General features: G+C 38.2%; 7 protein-coding genes. All 7 read left to right on the top strand.

Annotated features, from left to right (window positions below):
* The first annotated feature begins 35 nt into the window (after window positions 1–35).
* The gene (locus tag JNL75_01085; protein ID MBL7788408.1) at window positions 36–3,932 is read left to right on the top strand and encodes a carboxypeptidase regulatory-like domain-containing protein; all 3,897 of its coding nucleotides are present in this window, start codon (window positions 36–38) and stop codon (window positions 3,930–3,932) included.
* Between the two features lie 62 nt (window positions 3,933–3,994).
* Window positions 3,995–7,960 carry a hypothetical protein gene (locus JNL75_01080; protein ID MBL7788407.1) on the top strand — a complete coding sequence of 1,322 codons (3,966 nt, stop codon included), beginning with the start codon at window positions 3,995–3,997 and terminating at the stop codon, window positions 7,958–7,960.
* Between the two features lie 22 nt (window positions 7,961–7,982).
* A complete protein-coding gene (locus JNL75_01075; GenBank protein ID MBL7788406.1) occupies window positions 7,983–10,139 on the top strand; it encodes a PorV/PorQ family protein in 2,157 nt (718 codons plus the stop codon).
* Between the two features lie 87 nt (window positions 10,140–10,226).
* Window positions 10,227–10,697 carry a transcription elongation factor GreA gene (gene greA / locus JNL75_01070; protein ID MBL7788405.1) on the top strand — a complete coding sequence of 157 codons (471 nt, stop codon included), beginning with the start codon at window positions 10,227–10,229 and terminating at the stop codon, window positions 10,695–10,697.
* 9 nt (window positions 10,698–10,706) lie between these two features.
* Entirely contained in the window at window positions 10,707–11,099 is a 393-nt protein-coding gene (locus tag JNL75_01065) for an HIT family protein (protein ID MBL7788404.1), read from the top strand.
* Window positions 11,100–11,140: 41 nt separating this feature from the next.
* Window positions 11,141–12,112 carry a pyruvate dehydrogenase complex E1 component subunit beta gene (locus tag JNL75_01060; GenBank protein MBL7788403.1) on the top strand — a complete coding sequence of 324 codons (972 nt, stop codon included), beginning with the start codon at window positions 11,141–11,143 and terminating at the stop codon, window positions 12,110–12,112.
* 471 nt (window positions 12,113–12,583) lie between these two features.
* Window positions 12,584–18,118, top strand: a 5,535-nt coding sequence (locus JNL75_01055; GenBank protein ID MBL7788402.1) for a hypothetical protein, incomplete at its 3' end; no start/stop codon positions are given.

Here is an 18,118-nt window from a genome sequence, read left to right as displayed (position 1 = left end):
GAAAATAATTAGTAATATTGAATTAAGGAGAAGATATGAACAAATTTTTACAAGTATTGTGTGTTTTATTAATAACGTCATTTTCTGCCAAGTCCCAAACAGGGGAGATTCAGGGTAGGGTATTAGATGAGAAAGGTGAGCCTGTACCATTTGCTATTGTTGTCGTCATTACAGACCAAGCAGGTAAACAACGAACATCCAAAGGAACAAAAGCGGACGCCAACGGTAGATATACCTTGAAAGGTCTAAATCCAGGCACCTATAATCTTATGGCTACTTCCGTAGGAAAACCTTCGGCAATTGAATTGGGCGTGCAGGTTTTTGCTGGTAGACCTACAGAGCAAAACTTTGTTATGGAACAAAAAAGTAACGTGAAAAAAGAAGTTGTCATCAAAGCAGTAGCACCTGTGAAACCTCCAAAACTTATCGATGTCTATAAACCTAAGGAAAATGTTATAGGTGAAGCAGAGGTCAAAGAAGCCTCTATGCGAGATGTAGGTTCTATCGCTGCTAGTACAGGTGGAGTAGTTCAGTCTGATGTTGGAGGCGGTTTGAATGTCGGTGGAGGTAGAGAAGGTGGTCTAGTCTATTTCGTAGATGGGGTGAAGATGACAGGTTCCCCCAATGTACCCGCTACGGACATAGCTCAAATGGAAGTATTTACTAGTGGTATTCCAGCTAAGTACGGCGATGCCGATGCTGCCGTTATTACCATTATTACCAAGGGTCCTTCTGATAAGCTTATGGGGAAGGTAGAAGGTATCACTTCGCAATTTTTAGATCCATTCGGATACAATCTCGGAGGCTTTAGTTTACGTGGTCCACTTATCAGAGCTAAATCTACCATAGATACTATGGCTCCTGGAGTATATGAAAAACGAAAAGGAGAAGCAATTTTAGGGTTTTCTATCAATGGAGAATACGAATATAAAGGAGATAACAATCCAACAATAAACGGAAACTGGAAAGTGAAAGATGATGTCATGAAAAGAATACAGGACAATCCATACCAATTATCGGCGGATGGCAGTCAGTTACTTTTGTCACAGGCTTTCCTTACAATTAATGATTTAGAACGCACCAATTCTCATCAAAATACTTCAGCTAGGACTATAAGATTAAATGGAAAGCTAGATTGGAAGGTAGTGAAAAATAGTACCAATTTAACGCTTGGTTTTCGAGCGGAAGATAATGAGTATAATAGTTTTATTCAACGATATTCACTTTTGAACTATCAAAATAATCCGATTTATACCAATAAGAGTTACAACGTATATCTGCGTTTGTATCAGCCGCTATTTAATGCAGACAAACAAGTAAAAAAAGCAATACGGAATACGACTATGACCTTGCAGATGGATGCTACACTTTCAGGGCAGGATTTTAAGTCTCCTGTAGGTAGAGACAATCCATGGCATTATGGATATATTGGTAAATTTGAAGAGGATAGAGTCTGGAATTGGGAGAGGAAAACAGGAGGTGATGGAGAAAAAGTATACTATGCGCCGAATCAATTTTTGACATTCACCGATTTCGTTTCCGCAAATGCTTCTACATCCAACGCAGTAAGATTTACACCAGGTACTATCAATGCCCCAGCAGCAGCTCAGACAGCATATTTTCTTAATATGTACAACAATACCATTGGCAAGACCGATGCAGGACCTCTTCGATCTATTAATGCAATGGAGAACGCAGGTGCTGTCATCAATGGTTTGCGAGCGAATATTACAGTGCATGATTTATTCTTTCCTGCTACAAGGGTATTTAATGGTATTCAGAAACAAGAGAATATGCAGTTCAGAGTTACTGGGGCATTCAATTTTGATATAGAACCTGTAAAGAATAAGAGCGCATTTATCAATAAGCATACTATCGAAGCAGGCTTCGAGTTAGAACAAAGAGTTAACAGCCAATATAACATTAGCCCATTAACCCTATGGACGGTGGCACAGTCAGGGTTTTTGAATAATCATTTAGCACCAGATAATACTAAGAACTTCAATCCATTAATGATAATGCGAGGTGGAACAGTGAGAATGCGTTTGCAAGATTATATGAAACAAGATACTATTGTATTCGCGGCTTTTGATACCTTATTGTATGACAAAGAAATTTCTAACGGTGCTCAAACCAATTTTTCTAGAAATCTGAGAAATGATTTATTCGGTGGCGACTCTACCACTAGAATCAATATACATGAATTAGACCCGAATAAAATGAAATTAGATTGGTTTTCAGCAGAAGAATTGTTAAATAACGGACTGGTAAGTGGAAATGGATATGATGTATATGGTAACAAGCTAGGAATGTCTACGACGTTTAATGAATTTTTTACTGCCAAGGATAAAAAAGGTAATTTACTGAGACATGTGGCTGCATTGATGCCGAGATATGGCGCTGCATATATTCAAGATAGATTTCAATTGAAATCATTAGCCTTGAATGTCGGTCTTAGGGTAGATTATTTTGATCCGAATACAAACACTTTGAGAGATCCTTATGTACCTCAGGGAGGAAGAACTATAAGCATGGTGGACTCCATAGGTGGTGCAAAAGCTGTACATCCCAAAAATCTACCATCTGATGCCGTGGTCTATGTAGACAGAGCTGTAGGACCAGGTAGAATTACGGGATATCGCGTAGGAGATCAATGGTATTCAAAAGATGGGGCAGAGGTTGCTGGTGCCAATCCTATAGAAATAGAATCAGGAGGAAATGCGCAACCCTACCTAATCGGTAATACACCAGAAGAGAGAGCTAAGCGAGATATGGGTTCTACAACGTTTGATCCTGAGCTCATGTTTAGAAAAGTGACACCTCGATTTGCTTTTTCTCCGCGGGTAAACTTTTCTTTCAACATCGATACGTTTGCATTGCTATTTGCACACTATGATATCTTGACACAGAGACCAGAAATAGGCGCACCTACAGCCTTGAATTATTATAACCTATTGCAGCGTAGAAATACATCGTTTATCAATAATCCTGACCTTGACTTTTCATCAACGACTGATTTAGAATTAGGATTTAAGCAAAGATTGAATTCTAGATCTACCCTTACTGTGAATTTTCAGTATCGCGAATATTCCAATCAGGTATCGGTGACAAGACTTCAAGGAGCCTACCCTGGAGCTTACAACACTTTTAATAACTCGGACTTCTCTACTGTGAAATCAATAGGTTTAGCATTTGAGCAGAGAAGAATGAAAAATCTCAAAATAAAGGCAAACTATACGATGTCATTTGCAGAGGGTACCTCTTCTTCTCGGACTGCGCAGTTGACCTTAATCAATGCGGGGTTAGGGAATATGCGTGTGATTTATCCACTAGATTGGGATACAAGACATAACCTCAATTTTATTGCTAATTATAAATTTGATAGTCGAGATCCATATAACAAGGGTATCCCTAAGTTTTTAAGAGATTTTGCTATAAATATTGATATGAACTTACGTTCTGGAACACCTTTTACCCAGCAGACTGCGGCTACGCCAGAGTCGTTTATGAATACAACAGCCAGAGCAGTGAATTTAGGTGATATAAACTCTGGCAGCTTGCCATGGAGGTTTATGACCAATCTAAAATTAGATAAAGATTTCACCTTTAAATTCGGTAGACAAGATTCTGCTAAAACTAAAGGTATAGACAATAGAAGAGAGTATGGTCTTAATATTTATCTACAAATTACCAATCTATTCAATTCTATGAATGTATTGAAGGTCTATAGATTTACAGGTAGTCCTACGACAGATGGTTATCTCAGCAGTCCAGACGGGCAATTGGATTATATAACCAAGGAAGCAGTCGCAAAGGGTTATGGACAGGCGTTTAGAGATTTATATAACGTAGCGTTGGAAATACCTGAAGATAGAAATTCAATGTTTATTCGTCCTCGTATTATTCAACTAGGAGCTACCTTATCATTTTAAACTAGCTATAGAAAAGAACAAGATAAAAACACTAACTGACCACAAAATATAAAAATAAGCATATGAAAAAGATATTGATTTTAATTTTAGGACTCCTTCTAGGAGAAGTTCAAGCAGCAATTAACACCGCTATAGACAATGTGATTACTCCTCAGCAGAAGAAGCCCCTCAATGCCAGAGCGGGTGATTGTGTAAGAGGTAAAGCGACTATTTATCTAGAGGTGAATAATATCCGAGCTATGCTACTCAATAGTGGAGATTTATGGTGGAATAGAAATACAGCTGAATATGAAGCTCCTGCGCGCACTGCAGAGCAAGTAAAGAATAAAGCAAGAGCTATTTATCCATTGTTTGCAGGATCAGTCTGGATTTCGGGATTGGTCGGCGGAAACTTAAGAATGGCGGCTATTAGATATAGCAATAATATGAGTGCCTGGTGGCCAGGACCTTTGAAACAAGATCAAACAACTATAAATAAGTCGAGATGCGAAAAATTTGACCAATATTGGAATGTGACTTCCGAAGAGATAAATGCTGCCATTAATGAAGGTAAAATTTCACAGTCTATACTAGAATGGCCAGGTAAGAAGAATAAATATCTGATAAACAAAGGGACTTTCACGGCCGAAGAGTTATCAGAAGATTTAGCGCCATTTAATGATGAGAACGCAGACGGAATTTATGATCCACAAGGCGGTGATTTGCCATCTATTAAGAACGTTAATAAACTAGATCCACGATACAATAAAAACAAATTCACCTTTGCAGATCAAATGATTTTTTGGGTGATAAACGATATAGGGAATGATCACGTCAATCCTGCCTCTACGCCTATAGGAGCACAAATGAATTGTTTAGCATTTGCTTTTAAATCATCGGATGAGTTAAATGATATGACCTTTTATACTTATGAAATACATAATAAATCCAATGTAACCTTAGAGCAAACCTATATGTCTCAGTATATGGACGCAGACCTCGGCAACTACAATGATGACTATGTAGGCTGTGATACCACACGTTCGATAGGTTTTGTTTACAATGCAGATGATTATGATGACAATACCACTGTATTAGGATACTTGGATCAACCTCCAGTATTTGCTGCAGACTTTTTTGAAGGACCTAAAAAAGCTAATGGTTCTCCCATTGGATTATCATCCTTTGTTTACTATATTAACGGTGCAGGAGGATTATTTAATGACCCACAGACCGAAGTACAGTATAGAAATTTCCAACAAGGATTGGCTAGTAATGGAACTCCACTAACGATTAGTAATGATTGTGGAACACCTGGTTTTCCTACTACCAAATTTTGTTTCTCTGGTGACCCTTCCAAGCCAGGAGAGTGGTCTATGTGTGATCGAAACTTTACACCACGGGACTTGCGTTGGCTTCAAAATTCTGGACCTTTTGATATGGAAGGTGGTTCTCAGGAGGTGGTTACTATCGGTTGCATATTTGTAAGACCTGCGAAAGGAACTCAAACTGGCTGTAGACCAGTTATGCGATTAGTTCAAGATGCGGATGATAAGGCACAGCGCTTATTTGACTTTCAATTTGAAAAATCTCCTGGTCCAGATGCTCCAGAATTAAAAATTATTGAATCACCTAATAAACTCTACCTAAGTATAGAAAACCCACCATCTTCGAATAACGCAGGTGAAGGGTATAATCTAAAAAATATTGATGTCCCTCTTCTACCATGGAATAAGGATACTACCTACAAGTTTGAAGGGTATGCTATCTATCAAATTTTGAGCGAAAATGCGGTCAGTAATCTATCTGATTTAAAAGACCCTACCAAAGCTAAGCTAATAACCTACATGGACAAAAAAAACAATGTAGAGCGCGCCGTCAATTTTTCTGATGATATTGTTAATGGACAACCAGTTACGGTAATTGAGCACGATATTAAATTGCCTAATAAGGGAATTGAAAACGAAATTGTGTTGGATCGAGATTTCTTTCAATTTGAAGGGCAATCGTTTTTAATTAATAACAAGACATACTACTATGCTACAGTGGCCTTTGCTTACAATAATTATAGAAATCCCCTTGATCCCAAGGTTTTCCAAAAAAAGCAATTATTGTTTAGTAATGAAATTAAAATATTTAAAGGAACGCCTCATAACAATGATTTCTGGGGTATAAAAGCAAAAACTAATTACTATCAGGGAATTCCAGTTACTAGAAAGGCAGGACAAGGGCATGGAAAGTATTTTCTTGACCTAGAGACCGGAGAAGAAGAGAAGATTTTAGCTGGTGGTTCGGTTAGTGATTTAATGTACCAAGGAGGCAAGTCTCCAATAATGGTTAAAGTTATTGATCCATTCAAGGTACAGAATGCTAAGTTTAAACTCACGATGATGGATTCATCGGCAGTAAATAATCCGAATCGATTCAATCTGTCCAAAACTTATTGGTCATTAGAAATTAGAGATACCGCTACGAGAACTATTTATTCACAAGGAAATCTGGACAGAGACTTTAGCCAGTCAGTGTATGCTAGAATAAATAATAATTTAGAGAGTTATGGTATTGCTGTTGTTGTTACCAATCCTGATACGGTAGGATCTGTAGCTCGTAATGGCAATAAAGTTTATGGATATATAGATGCTAGTATTAGCTATAAAGATAGCTCTAAAAAATGGCTCAGACTGATAGCAGATGAAGATGGAACAAATTATAAAGATTGGATAAGATCAGGTGCTATCAATGATAACACAGCAAAATTTGCATCAGCATATAATATTATTAATGGTAGAAGAGTATGGACAGATTCTACTGGGGCATTCTCTAAAGTCTTAGGGGGTCAGTTTGCACCATATTGTTTAGCCGCCAATGCCAATGTTTTGGCCATAGCCGCAGAGAATAATTACCAAAGTTTTGGACCAGGTTTTAAGTGGAGAAGAGTATCCAATGATTCAGCTACTATGGTGACTAATGGTGAAGCTCCTGAAAATAATTTGGACTCCATATTTAGTGTAGATTTGGTGATAACTCCAGATAAGACGAAATGGTCAAGAGCCGTAGTATTCGAGACTGGAGAATCTGATATTTTTAATGAAGGCGGAGCATTTAAAGGTCAAATAAGACAGGCTACAAGTGTAGATAAAGATGGACTCCCTTCTGGATCAGATAAAGGTTTGAGTTGGTTTCCTGGTTATGCTATTAATTTAGAGACTGGAGTTAGAGTAAATGTATATTTCGGTGAAAACTCCAGATTTAGAGGTCAAAATGCAGCTAATATGCGCTGGGATCCTGATACTACAACAGAGACAGCACTCGGAAACCCGCTATACGGTGGTAGCCAGTTCATATATATCATGAATACACCTTATGATAATGAGAATACGGCTGTAAGTGATGCTCAGTTTCTGAATAGTAATTTCTCCACTTCTTTTACGGGCTCGGGGGCAGGCCGAACCTTAAACCCAACAGTAGCCAATTTCTATCGAAAAATTGCATGGACTTGCTTCCCACTTACTGCAAAGAACTTCAGTCTTTATAATAGTTCAGGAGAATATGAAATACCAACAGAGCTGCGAATAAAAGTACGTGTTGAGAAGCCATATTCTAAATATCAAGGGGACGAATCTGTCTATGAGTTTTCTACCGAAGGACTTCAAGCGGTACAAAGTGATAGTCTGTTAAAATCGGCTTTCGATAAAATGACTGTCGTACCTAATCCATATTATGCATTTTCTTCTTATGAATTAAACGCAACTCAAAACATAGTTAAGATCGTAAATGTACCAAAAAATAGCACGGTTAGCATTTTTACGACAGACGGTATGTTAGTAAGAAAATTGAAGCTAGATCCGAAGGGAATATCGGATGGTCAATATGGAGAAGGTTCTGGTGGCATCAATTACGATAACTCCATTGATTGGGATTTAAGAACAAGCAGTGGAGTAATGATTGCGAGTGGTGTTTATTATATACATGTAGAAGCACCAAATGTAGGAAGTAAAGTATTAAAGCTATTTGCTACTATGAGAGCAGCCGATGTAAGTAATTTTTAAATATATAAAGTAGAAGATAGCTATGGTGAAGTTTTATAGATGGTCGTTGTCGATAGGAGTCTTATTCTTTGGACTATGTACCCGAGCTGGAAATTCCGACAGGATAGGTGAGGCAGGTGCGTATGAATTGTTAATTAATACGCAAGCGAGGACCATGGGACTCATGGGTATAAACTCAGCAAATGTGAGAGGAATAGATGCCCTAGGGTCCAATATTGCGGGGCTAGCTCACAATAAGGGTTTATCCGTATTCAGCAACTATACAAGTTGGTTGACAGCTACAGGTACCTCTTTATTTAATGTGGGAGTAGGAGGCGAAGTGTCTCCTGGAAATAATATAGGTTTCTCTATTGGTTATATGACTTTTGGAGAAATTCCTAGAACCTCAACTATCAATCCAGAGCCATTGAGTACCTTTTCACCGTTCTATCTTAATCTAGGACTTTCTTATTCGAGAGTTTTTGGACGCGGGGTGAGAGCTGGTATTACTGGTAAACTTATCAATCAATCGATAAACAATTTGTCAGCGACAGGATTTGCCTTAGATGCAGGTATGCAGTACACCACTGGTCAAAAAGAAGATTTTCATTTCGGAGTCTATGTTCGAAATCTTGGTTTCCCTATGAAATATTCTGGAGATGGTTTGATTTTGAATAGACCTGTACCGCTGGGAAGTTCACAATATGATTTACCGTTTTACAATAGAGCAGCAAAGTTTGAACTCCCAACTCAATTTTCTATTGCCTTAAGCAAAGACTTCTATTTCGGTGATAAACCTAGTAACTCAGATGCATTTTGTAAACCTATTCATAGACTTTCTGCGTCTACTAATTTTATCTATAACGGCTTTACACCGAATAACTATGGTTTAGGTTTTGAATATGCCCTTAGAGAGCAAGTTTCGATACGCTTAGGTTTTCTATATGAAGATAATACGTTTAACAAGGAGACTACGACCAGAGCCCATATGGGGTTTGCTGGAGGTGTCTCTTATGATCTCAAGGTAGGAAAAGATAGAAAGAAGGTAAAAAATCCTACGGTTTTAGAAATCAGCTATAATTATAGACCTGCTCATGTTTTCGGCGGTACGCATAATTTGGGATTTGTATATTTCACAAATAAATATAGCTACTGCGATGAATATGTAATAGCCAAGGCTGCTGAAGTAGCGAGGACTGTGGAGCCAGAAAAAAAACCAGAAGTAAAGACAGAGACCATAATTAAGGAAATAATTAAATATGATACTATTTTCAGAGATGCTCCAGCAAAAATTGAAACAGTGACAGACTATAAAAAAGTCAATGATATGCTGAAAAATTTCGCCAGCAATATTGAGTTTAGAACCGGCACAGCTATATTGACAGAAAGAGGAGAAGGAGCTTTGATGGTAGTTGGAGAAATGATTAAAAACTATCCTGATACCCGTTTCCTTATTGAAGGACATACCGACAATGATGGTACTCCAGAAAATAATATGCGCTTGTCAAAATTGCGAGCTAAAACAGTGGCAAGGTATCTGACAGAGTTCAAAGGAATACCGGAAGTAAATATGAAAGTCGAGTGGTATGGCGAAACGAAGCCTGTGGCTGATAATTCTACTGAGGAGGGCAAACAAAGAAACAGAAGGGTCGAGGTAAAAGTATTGGATGCCAAACTAGAGAATTTGTCTAGAGCAGTTTCAACACCTGCGTCAACAGTTCCTAAGAAAGTAGAGACCAAAACGGTGCCAGCGCCTACAGCTCCTAAAGTAGAAACTCCGACACCTAAAAAGGAGATTACAACACCTACAAGTAATATAGAGACTAGCTCAGATGTGCCTAAAAAAGCACCACAAGACGAGCTCAATGAAAATGCAAATAGCATTACATTCAAACCAGGCACTGACTCACTTAATAGAAGTGGCAAGCGCGCTATAACCAATGTAGTCAACGTTCTGAAGGATAATCCAAATTTGAAAATTAAGATTGAGGCACATACCGATAATGGTAAGTATGCTCTTAGCAATCAGGAGTTATCTGAGAAAATGGCCAAAGTGGTGAAAGATATGCTGGTTCAGCAGGGCATAGATGCTTCAAGAATTACTGTCGAAGCTTTAGGAGATTCTAAGCCGAAAGAAACGAATGATTCTGACATCGGACGAAAGAACAATCGAAGAATTGAATTGAAAATTGTGAATTAATATTATATTTGCATTCAGAAAGAAAGAGAGGTGTTCGCCGAAAGCGGATACCTCTTTTTAATTATAAAATATAGATAAGAATTAGATATGGCTAGTGTTTTTTTGACAAAAGAAAGTTATGATAGATTAAAAGCAGATTTGCAGCATTTAAAATCTGTAGGACGTGCAGAAGCTGGAGCAGCTTTGGCAGAAGCTAGAGAGAAAGGGGACCTTAGCGAGAATGCAGAATATGATGCTGCAAAGGAAGAACAAGCTAAGCTTGAGAAAAGAATAGCTCAATTAGAAATGGCTTTGGCAGATGTGAGAATATTGGATGAGAAGGAAATCGATGATACCAAAGTGAGCATTCTTACTACCGTGAAAGTAAAGAATTTAAAAGCGAATAAGGAGTTTGTGTATAAAATGGTGTCAGAAATAGAGGCAGATTTTAAGACGGGTAAATTATCCGTAGTATCTCCTATAGGGAAGGGCTTATTAGGACACAAGAAGGGTGAAAAGGTCCTAATTCAAACCCCAGCTGGAGCTATGGAGTATGAAATTTTAGATATTAGAAAATAAATCAACGAAGTGGCTTCTATTTTTACTAGAATAGTCTTAGGTGAATTGCCAAGTGTGAAAGTAGCAGAAACAGATACTTGCTTGGCCTTTATGGATATTAATCCTTTAAAGGAGGGTCATGTATTGGTTATACCTAAAATAGAAGTGGATGAGATTTATGAATTAACGAATGAACAGTTTACGGACTTAAATTTATTTGCTAAACGCATCGCGCATGCTTTAAAGTTAACTTTTCGAACACGGATAGGTATGTGGGTAGAAGGGTTGGCTGTGCCACATGCTCATATCCACCTCATGCCAATACAGAGCGAAAGGGACTTTGTTTTTGACTATCCTAGGTTAAAATTAAGTACTGATAAACTACGGAATATTGCAGACAAAATCAAATCTCATCTAGTATAAGCCTCATAAACTAACTATTAAAATTTTAAATTAAAGAAGATATGCGACAGATAAAATTTAGAGATGCTTTAAGAGAGGCCATGAGCGAAGAAATGAGAAAAGATCCTTCGGTTTTTCTAATGGGTGAAGAAGTTGCTGAATACAACGGAGCCTATAAAGTAAGTCAAGGCATGCTCGATGAGTTTGGACCTAGAAGAGTTATTGATACGCCTATTGCAGAGCTGGGATTTACAGCCATAGGTGTCGGTGCTGCTATGAATGGGTTAAAGCCTATTGTAGAATTTATGACCTGGAATTTTGCCTTATTGGCGATTGATCAGATAATAAACCACTCAGCTAAAACACTTGCTATGAGTGCTGGTGAGTTTTCCAATCCGATTGTATTTCGTGGACCAAATGGTAGTGCAGGTCAGCTAGGAGCTCAACATAGTATGGCATTTGAGAGTATGTATGCGAGCATACCAGGATTAAAGGTGATTTCTCCGTCAAATGGATATGATGCTAAAGGATTATTAAAATCTGCTATACTCGATCCTGATCCTATTGTGTTTATGGAGAGCGAAGTGATGTATAGCGATAATTGTGAGATTCCAGATGAAGAATATTATATTCCAATAGGAAAGGCGGACATTAAAAGAGAGGGTACAGATTGTACTATCGTTTCATTTAATAAAATGATGAAAGTAGCTCTTGCTGCTGCAGAAGAATTAGCTAAAGATGGAGTAAGTTGTGAAGTCATTGACTTGCGCACCATACGCCCTTTAGATATAGAGACACTAGTAAATTCTGTCAAGAAGACCAATCGTATGGTAATAGTGGAAGAAAGCTGGCCATTTGGAAGTATCGCTTCGGAAATTACGTTTCAAGTACAAAAAAATGCATTTGACTACCTCGATGCACCCATTAAAAGGGTAACAGGGGCAGACAGTTCTATGCATTATGCAGCTAATTTGGTAGATGCCTATTTGCCAAATCCGGGTAAGGTAATTGAAGTGGTGAAGTCTGTTATTTAGGGTTGGCTGAAAAACTAAGAAGTGCGGTAAATTCGATGAAGGCTGAATGCAGCCCCTATATAAGATAGGGTAGGGTGTGAGAAATTTCACTTCCCGAAAGTCTAAGACTTCTGTGAAGTGAAATTTGTACTACTCTAAATCCAATCCCATGCTCTCCAATAGTGCCCCATTAAAATTTTTGTAAATCGATGAGAGCATCTTCTCCTCCTAAGAAGTCGTGTTTGGTGTGTTGTTCCATTTCATCGAAGTCAAGGACTTCGATGAAATGAAAAATAAACTAGACACATCCTTCCTCTGTTTCCTTAATTGCATTTTCATAATTCTGTAAATGTAAATATTTTAAATATAAGAAAACCAGACTTATAAAGACGAAATGCTTTATACTCTTGAGTTGTTTCATAAAAAAACCACTTTTGGCACACAGTTTGATTATATATTTGCAGATAAAATATAAAACTTAAAGCAATTTTTATGAAAAAACTCGTTACAGTTCAGCATGAAACGAAAGTCTCTAGTAGCTGCATAGCCAAGTGGTGGAAAGGATGCCTTATTTTTAGCATCATTCTATTGGCGGGCACTAGCTTATTGGCACAGACCTTCACTTCTATCAATGCACCAAGCGTTTTAGTGTCTTGTACTACCAGAGATACCGTCTCCGTTACGGTATTAAATAATTCGGGTGGTCCGGTGACTAATCTGAGAATAGTACCCACGATGGGAGGTTTTCGCTATGTGTCCACAGTAGCTAATGCGAACGTGACGGTACTAAATGCCAGTGCCACGGCTCCTATTATTCAAATCAATAGCTTGGCGGCAGGAGCTAGTCAGAATGTAAGATTTTTCATAGAAGCAGGCTGTAGTGCCAATACAGGTTCTATGCCTATCCAACTTCAGACGAGTGGTGGTACTTTGATTACTTCACAGAATACACCTATTATGACAGTCTATCAGCCTACACTGGGTATGACAGGTACACTCAATACGAGTATATCACCAAGCAATGAATCGAGTGCAGGCATATTGTCCAACTTAGTAAACGGACAGACTCTTGTGAAAGGATTTAGAATGACGTCCAATAACTCTTCAGCTCCTTTAGATGAAGTAAGAGTCTATGTTTTAAATACATTAAAATATTGGGAATCTATCGGTATTTCTAGAGGAACGAGAACTATTCTAGGTAGTGGAGACACTATTATGTACACATTCGGTCCAGCCGATTTCATGACTATGGGAGACGGAGATGGTCTATTCGAGTCTACGGATGGACCTTTCAATTTTACAGATACTATGCGTTTAATTGGTTGTAATTCAGATGTGACGACGAATACCTCTTTAAAATATTTTGCAGCTTGGGGTTGCTTTGCCCCACCAGTTTATTGTGATAAAAGTGCGGATGTAGATGCTTATGCGAGTATTAGAGCAGCTAATGATAATATATTAATTGAAAATAATCCATTAAACCATCCAGTGCCTACTATGTGCAGTAGCGGACCAAATGATACCACAGCTAAAATGAGTTTTCGAATACGAAATAGCAATAATGAAGCTGGAGTCGCTGGTTCAGGAACCATTTATGATTTAGTTATCAGATTAGGTAAAGGCGATTATCCATTTAACAATGATACCTTTGTAGGAAATCAACACATTAAGATATTAGCGGCCAAAGTCAATGGGCAGATCGTTCCTTTTAGTAGAACTTCTCGATTCGGTGTCCGAATAGAAAATTTGACCTCTGCTCAATATACAGGGGGTGGCTTGCAAGACATAGATGGAGATGGTTTTCTAGATGACCTAAGAAAAGATAGTAGTGTCATAGTAGAGCTATTCTGTAATTTTAGACCGGCTGTAGCCACTTCCTATGGGTCTGACAATTTGCAGGGTGGCAGCAATCGAGCTACGTATATTGTTACAAAATCGGACTCTGTATCCTATGGTTACAGCTCTGATGCAGCAGGTTCTGCTACAAATATGCTAATAGCTGCTACACAGTGGAAATGTAATATTGTGTACAAAACACCTTGTAAGGATAAATCAATTACCAAATCAGGTTATTATCTCTATACCTACTGGAATAGTATGCCAGCTACTTCTAGTCTGAATCCGGATTTTTACAATAATCAACAAAATATATATACTATAACTGTAAGGGAGGAGTATAATTATTTGAATGCATATCCTAGAATAAATAATGGTTCACAATACGCTGATAGCATGATATCGGAGTTTAAGGTAATACTCCCTCCAGGTATAAATCTAGATTCATTTAGTGGCAGATATGGTTCTGGTTATAATAGAACTAGAGTGTTTCAATCTGAAGTCAATGGCCCAGGTGATTATGACACTGCCACTGTGCGCTATGCGAGAAGAATGGGCGGCGGCGGCGGCGCTCAAGATTTGCAGGTATATCTTAAATTGGATTGCAGTCAACTGACAAATCAATGTCCAGGTCTAGATTCAGTCAAATGGTATAGCTGGCAGCATATATACCCGACTAGCGGTGCTACTAGTCCTTGTCATAGTACTATAGTCAATTGGGGTTATAGACCAATGCGATATCATTGCAATTCGTATTTTAAAGGATTGAAAATGACGAGTTATACCAATAAGCGAATCACTATGGGTGTGCGTAGAGGAGATACATCTATCAATGCTCAATCGATAGACCCCAATTCTAGCTTTGCCAATAGTGATAGTATAGATAGACAAACTTACCTTACTTATGATACGGTTATCATGCAAATGCGAGGAGTTGTTACAGATACAGCATTGGCTGAGCCTTATGTCAAAGTCATCATAGACAAGATAAACTATAATCAGTATGGATTCAGAACAGATCTCAATAGAAGTAGTGTGAGAATCTATGATGCCAGTACAGCTACATATAGAAGTTTTAAACTTGGCTATTTCAATATAGTCAATGAACCAGGGGGCGGCAATCTAGTGCGCACCATGTATATACCACTCAAGCAATATGTGGATAGTATGCGTGCGTTTGATCCTACTTACTTAATCGGTGGGAACGTGGGCAGCACGGTCTATACCCAAGACTCTGTTTTGATAGATTACTATTACCATTACGGTATCATAGGAGCAGCAGATTCATTAGCAAATACGAATAGAGATATAGAAATTTTTTACACAGCAGAGTATCGAAATGATTCATTGACTGGATCTAGAACTTGCGATTTATTCAGCGAATATAATCGCTTGATAGAATTTTTCAATTATTCTTATCAAGATAATTATAATGCCGTATTAAATGGTCCATGTTATTCTGGCGGATCAGTTCTTGTTGATTTTTATTTTGAAAATAGGGGTCAGTCTGGAGATTGGTTCAGAAATGAATGGCATAATAATAATAGTACACAGCGTATAGAATATAACTATAACCCTACAATCTTATCTGACCCAGATAGTATTTATTATTCAGCTACTATTTACCAAGAGTTTGGTGATATCATTTCCTATAGAAAGCTTCCAGCTAATAAGTATACTGTAGTTAATGGAAAGGTTACAATTTTTATAGATTCTATTCTTGGGGGCAGAAAACAACAAAACCTGGGCCCATTGGGAGTAATTTTTTATATGTTCCAGCAGCCTACCTGTGCGGCAGCAGGTGCGCGACAGGATTTAATAGGATCTATAGGGGTTAATACTGTTGATATGTATTATAATCCCCATGCGAATGCAGATTTGAATATAAATCAAAAGTACTCAAGGGGTTCTACGGCACGAGCAGACCTTATCCCAAATAATTCTATTATAGTGAGTGCTAATCCTGCCTCTGTCAATATGGCGCAAACAGATACACTCACATGGACAATCAATTATAGAAATAACTCTAGCAATAGATTTAATCATGCATGGATGGATTTTAGAAGTCCAGGATTGAATGTAGTCAAAGTAGAGGATATTACAGGTGCTCCTATTAATAAGCCTATATTTACTTATTTCTTAGGAGATGTGCAGCAGTGGGCGAAATTAGATACTATCCTAGCAGGCGCTACTAGAACATATAAAATATACGCTACCCTTTCAGGTTGTAAAAATGACACATTAAATGTAACACTTGGATACAACTGTAAGTATTATCCAGTAGATCCATCCCAGGGTTATTTGCCTCCGTATTTGTATAGCTGTAATAGTGAACAGCGTAAAATTGCTCTACCAGTAGGGATACCTCCTTATCAACTTCAGTGGGCTAAAATTAGCGAAACCCCAGCTTCTCCTATTAATCTTTGCGATACAATTACCTACACGAGTAGAATAACAAACTTAAATTTATCTAATCTCTCACAAATTAAGTTGAATGTTACCTTACCTACAGGTTCGAATATTCAATATTTAGCTAATTCTGCTTTATTGCAATGGCCAGAAGGAGGCTCTTACCTTTCTATGGGCGTTACTCCTACTACGAGTGGAGGTGTGATGACCTTTGATCTTTCTTCTAAGTTTCGTGGTGGAGTATTGCCAAATAGTATTACCCCACTAGATAGCAATAAGGCCTTGGTTAGAATGCGATTTATTACAGGATGTCCATTTGCTTCTGGCGATCAGATTCCAAGTTTCGGCATTACAGCTAAGCAACCATGTGGTGATGTGATTACAGGAACAGGTCATACTTCCCAAGTACTTCGCATTAACGGATTGCCAGTTTCTCCTTTGACACAACTTATGGGTAAGATTGTAAGTATAGATACCTTAGGGGTATGTGGAGATACTTCTACTATGCGTTTCAGAGTACTCAATACAGGTGGTTCTCCTACAGGAACACGACATTCATTTACATGGGAAATGCCTTCTGATATGAATTTTGTAGCAGGTAGTGCAGTGGCTTCTGTACCGGCTCGTTTAGTATCTGTGACACCAACGAATACTGTTGTAGGTAATAAACGTATATTAAAATGGTCTATGAGTTCTACCGCTATGAATGTCAATGATAGTTTGACCATTACCTTTAGGTCTATCAATACAAACTCATTCCTGACCTGTGGTAGCACAAATACAGCTAGTCTGAGAACATTAGAATCTCATACAGTTGGCGCGGCTTGTGCTCCAGGCGGTAATTGTGATGTAGACTTTATAATTGACAATAAACTAGACACCATTCGAGTAGACGCATCTAGATTCAGTTTGAGTAATTTAGTGGTTAGCAGTGTGTCAAATTCTCCTATGGGAGAGACAGTGAGCTATAGCGTGACCATAACTAATAATGGAGAACCATATACTGGAAATTATATGTTGAAGTTTTTCGGAAATGTTACGGGTAATGATTCTGTAGGTATCCGAACTATATCCGGTGGATTGGCCAGAGGGGCATCAGCCAACATTACGGGTACACTCAATGTACCTGCAGGTAAGGCTTGTAATTTGAGAATTAAATTAGATTCAACAGGTTGCTTCTGTTCTTACCCAACTATTAGTGGACCATATAGGTTAAATGTTGCCTTAAAAGACTCTACGATATGCTCTGGAGCTACGCTTCCATTGGGTGCAGGTACTATTACAGGATATTCTTATTTCTGGAATGATGGCACCTTGACCGCGAATAACAATAAAACCTTTACAAATACAGATCCTAATAATAATAGAATGGATACCAATATAGTGGTTATAGACAGAATGGTCTGTACTAGCTCTGATACTACAGTCACTACGGTTAAACCAAACCCTCAAGGATTGACAATCACCCCAGACAACACGTGTTTATTGACGAATCCAATAACGTTTACTGCGAGTTCTACCTCGAGTGGAGTGACCTATTCATGGACCTTCCCAGGCGGAGGTAGTTCTACGACGAATCCTACGGATAGAACGATGCTAGCGGGTACACAGAATGTGATTATCAATGCGACGAAGAACGGTTGTGCTACGACCTACAATGAGAGTTTTGTATTTTATGATTTGAATAATGCTGCTACGGCAGATAATCCTGTGGTATGTTTTAACTCTTCGACCTTGCTTCGTGCGAATTCTTCGAATGCGACGAATTTCCAATGGTATAGA

The organism is Chitinophagales bacterium, assembly GCA_016787225.1.
Lineage (GTDB): Bacteria > Bacteroidota > Bacteroidia > Chitinophagales > JADJOU01 > CHPMRC01.
The sequence above is the reverse complement of the archived record's forward strand: the minus strand, read 5'-3'. Positions and strand labels throughout refer to the sequence as shown.

Bases quoted from the DNA above. Each gene is read 5' to 3' on its own strand.
- JNL75_01085 (MBL7788408.1), top strand. From the start codon at position 36: ATGAACAAATTTTTACAAGTATTGTGTGTTTTATTAATAACGTCATTT.
- JNL75_01080 (MBL7788407.1), top strand. From the start codon at position 3,995: ATGAAAAAGATATTGATTTTAATTTTAGGACTCCTTCTAGGAGAAGTT.
- JNL75_01075 (MBL7788406.1), top strand. From the start codon at position 7,983: ATGGTGAAGTTTTATAGATGGTCGTTGTCGATAGGAGTCTTATTCTTT.
- greA (MBL7788405.1), top strand. From the start codon at position 10,227: ATGGCTAGTGTTTTTTTGACAAAAGAAAGTTATGATAGATTAAAAGCA.
- JNL75_01060 (MBL7788403.1), top strand. From the start codon at position 11,141: ATGCGACAGATAAAATTTAGAGATGCTTTAAGAGAGGCCATGAGCGAA.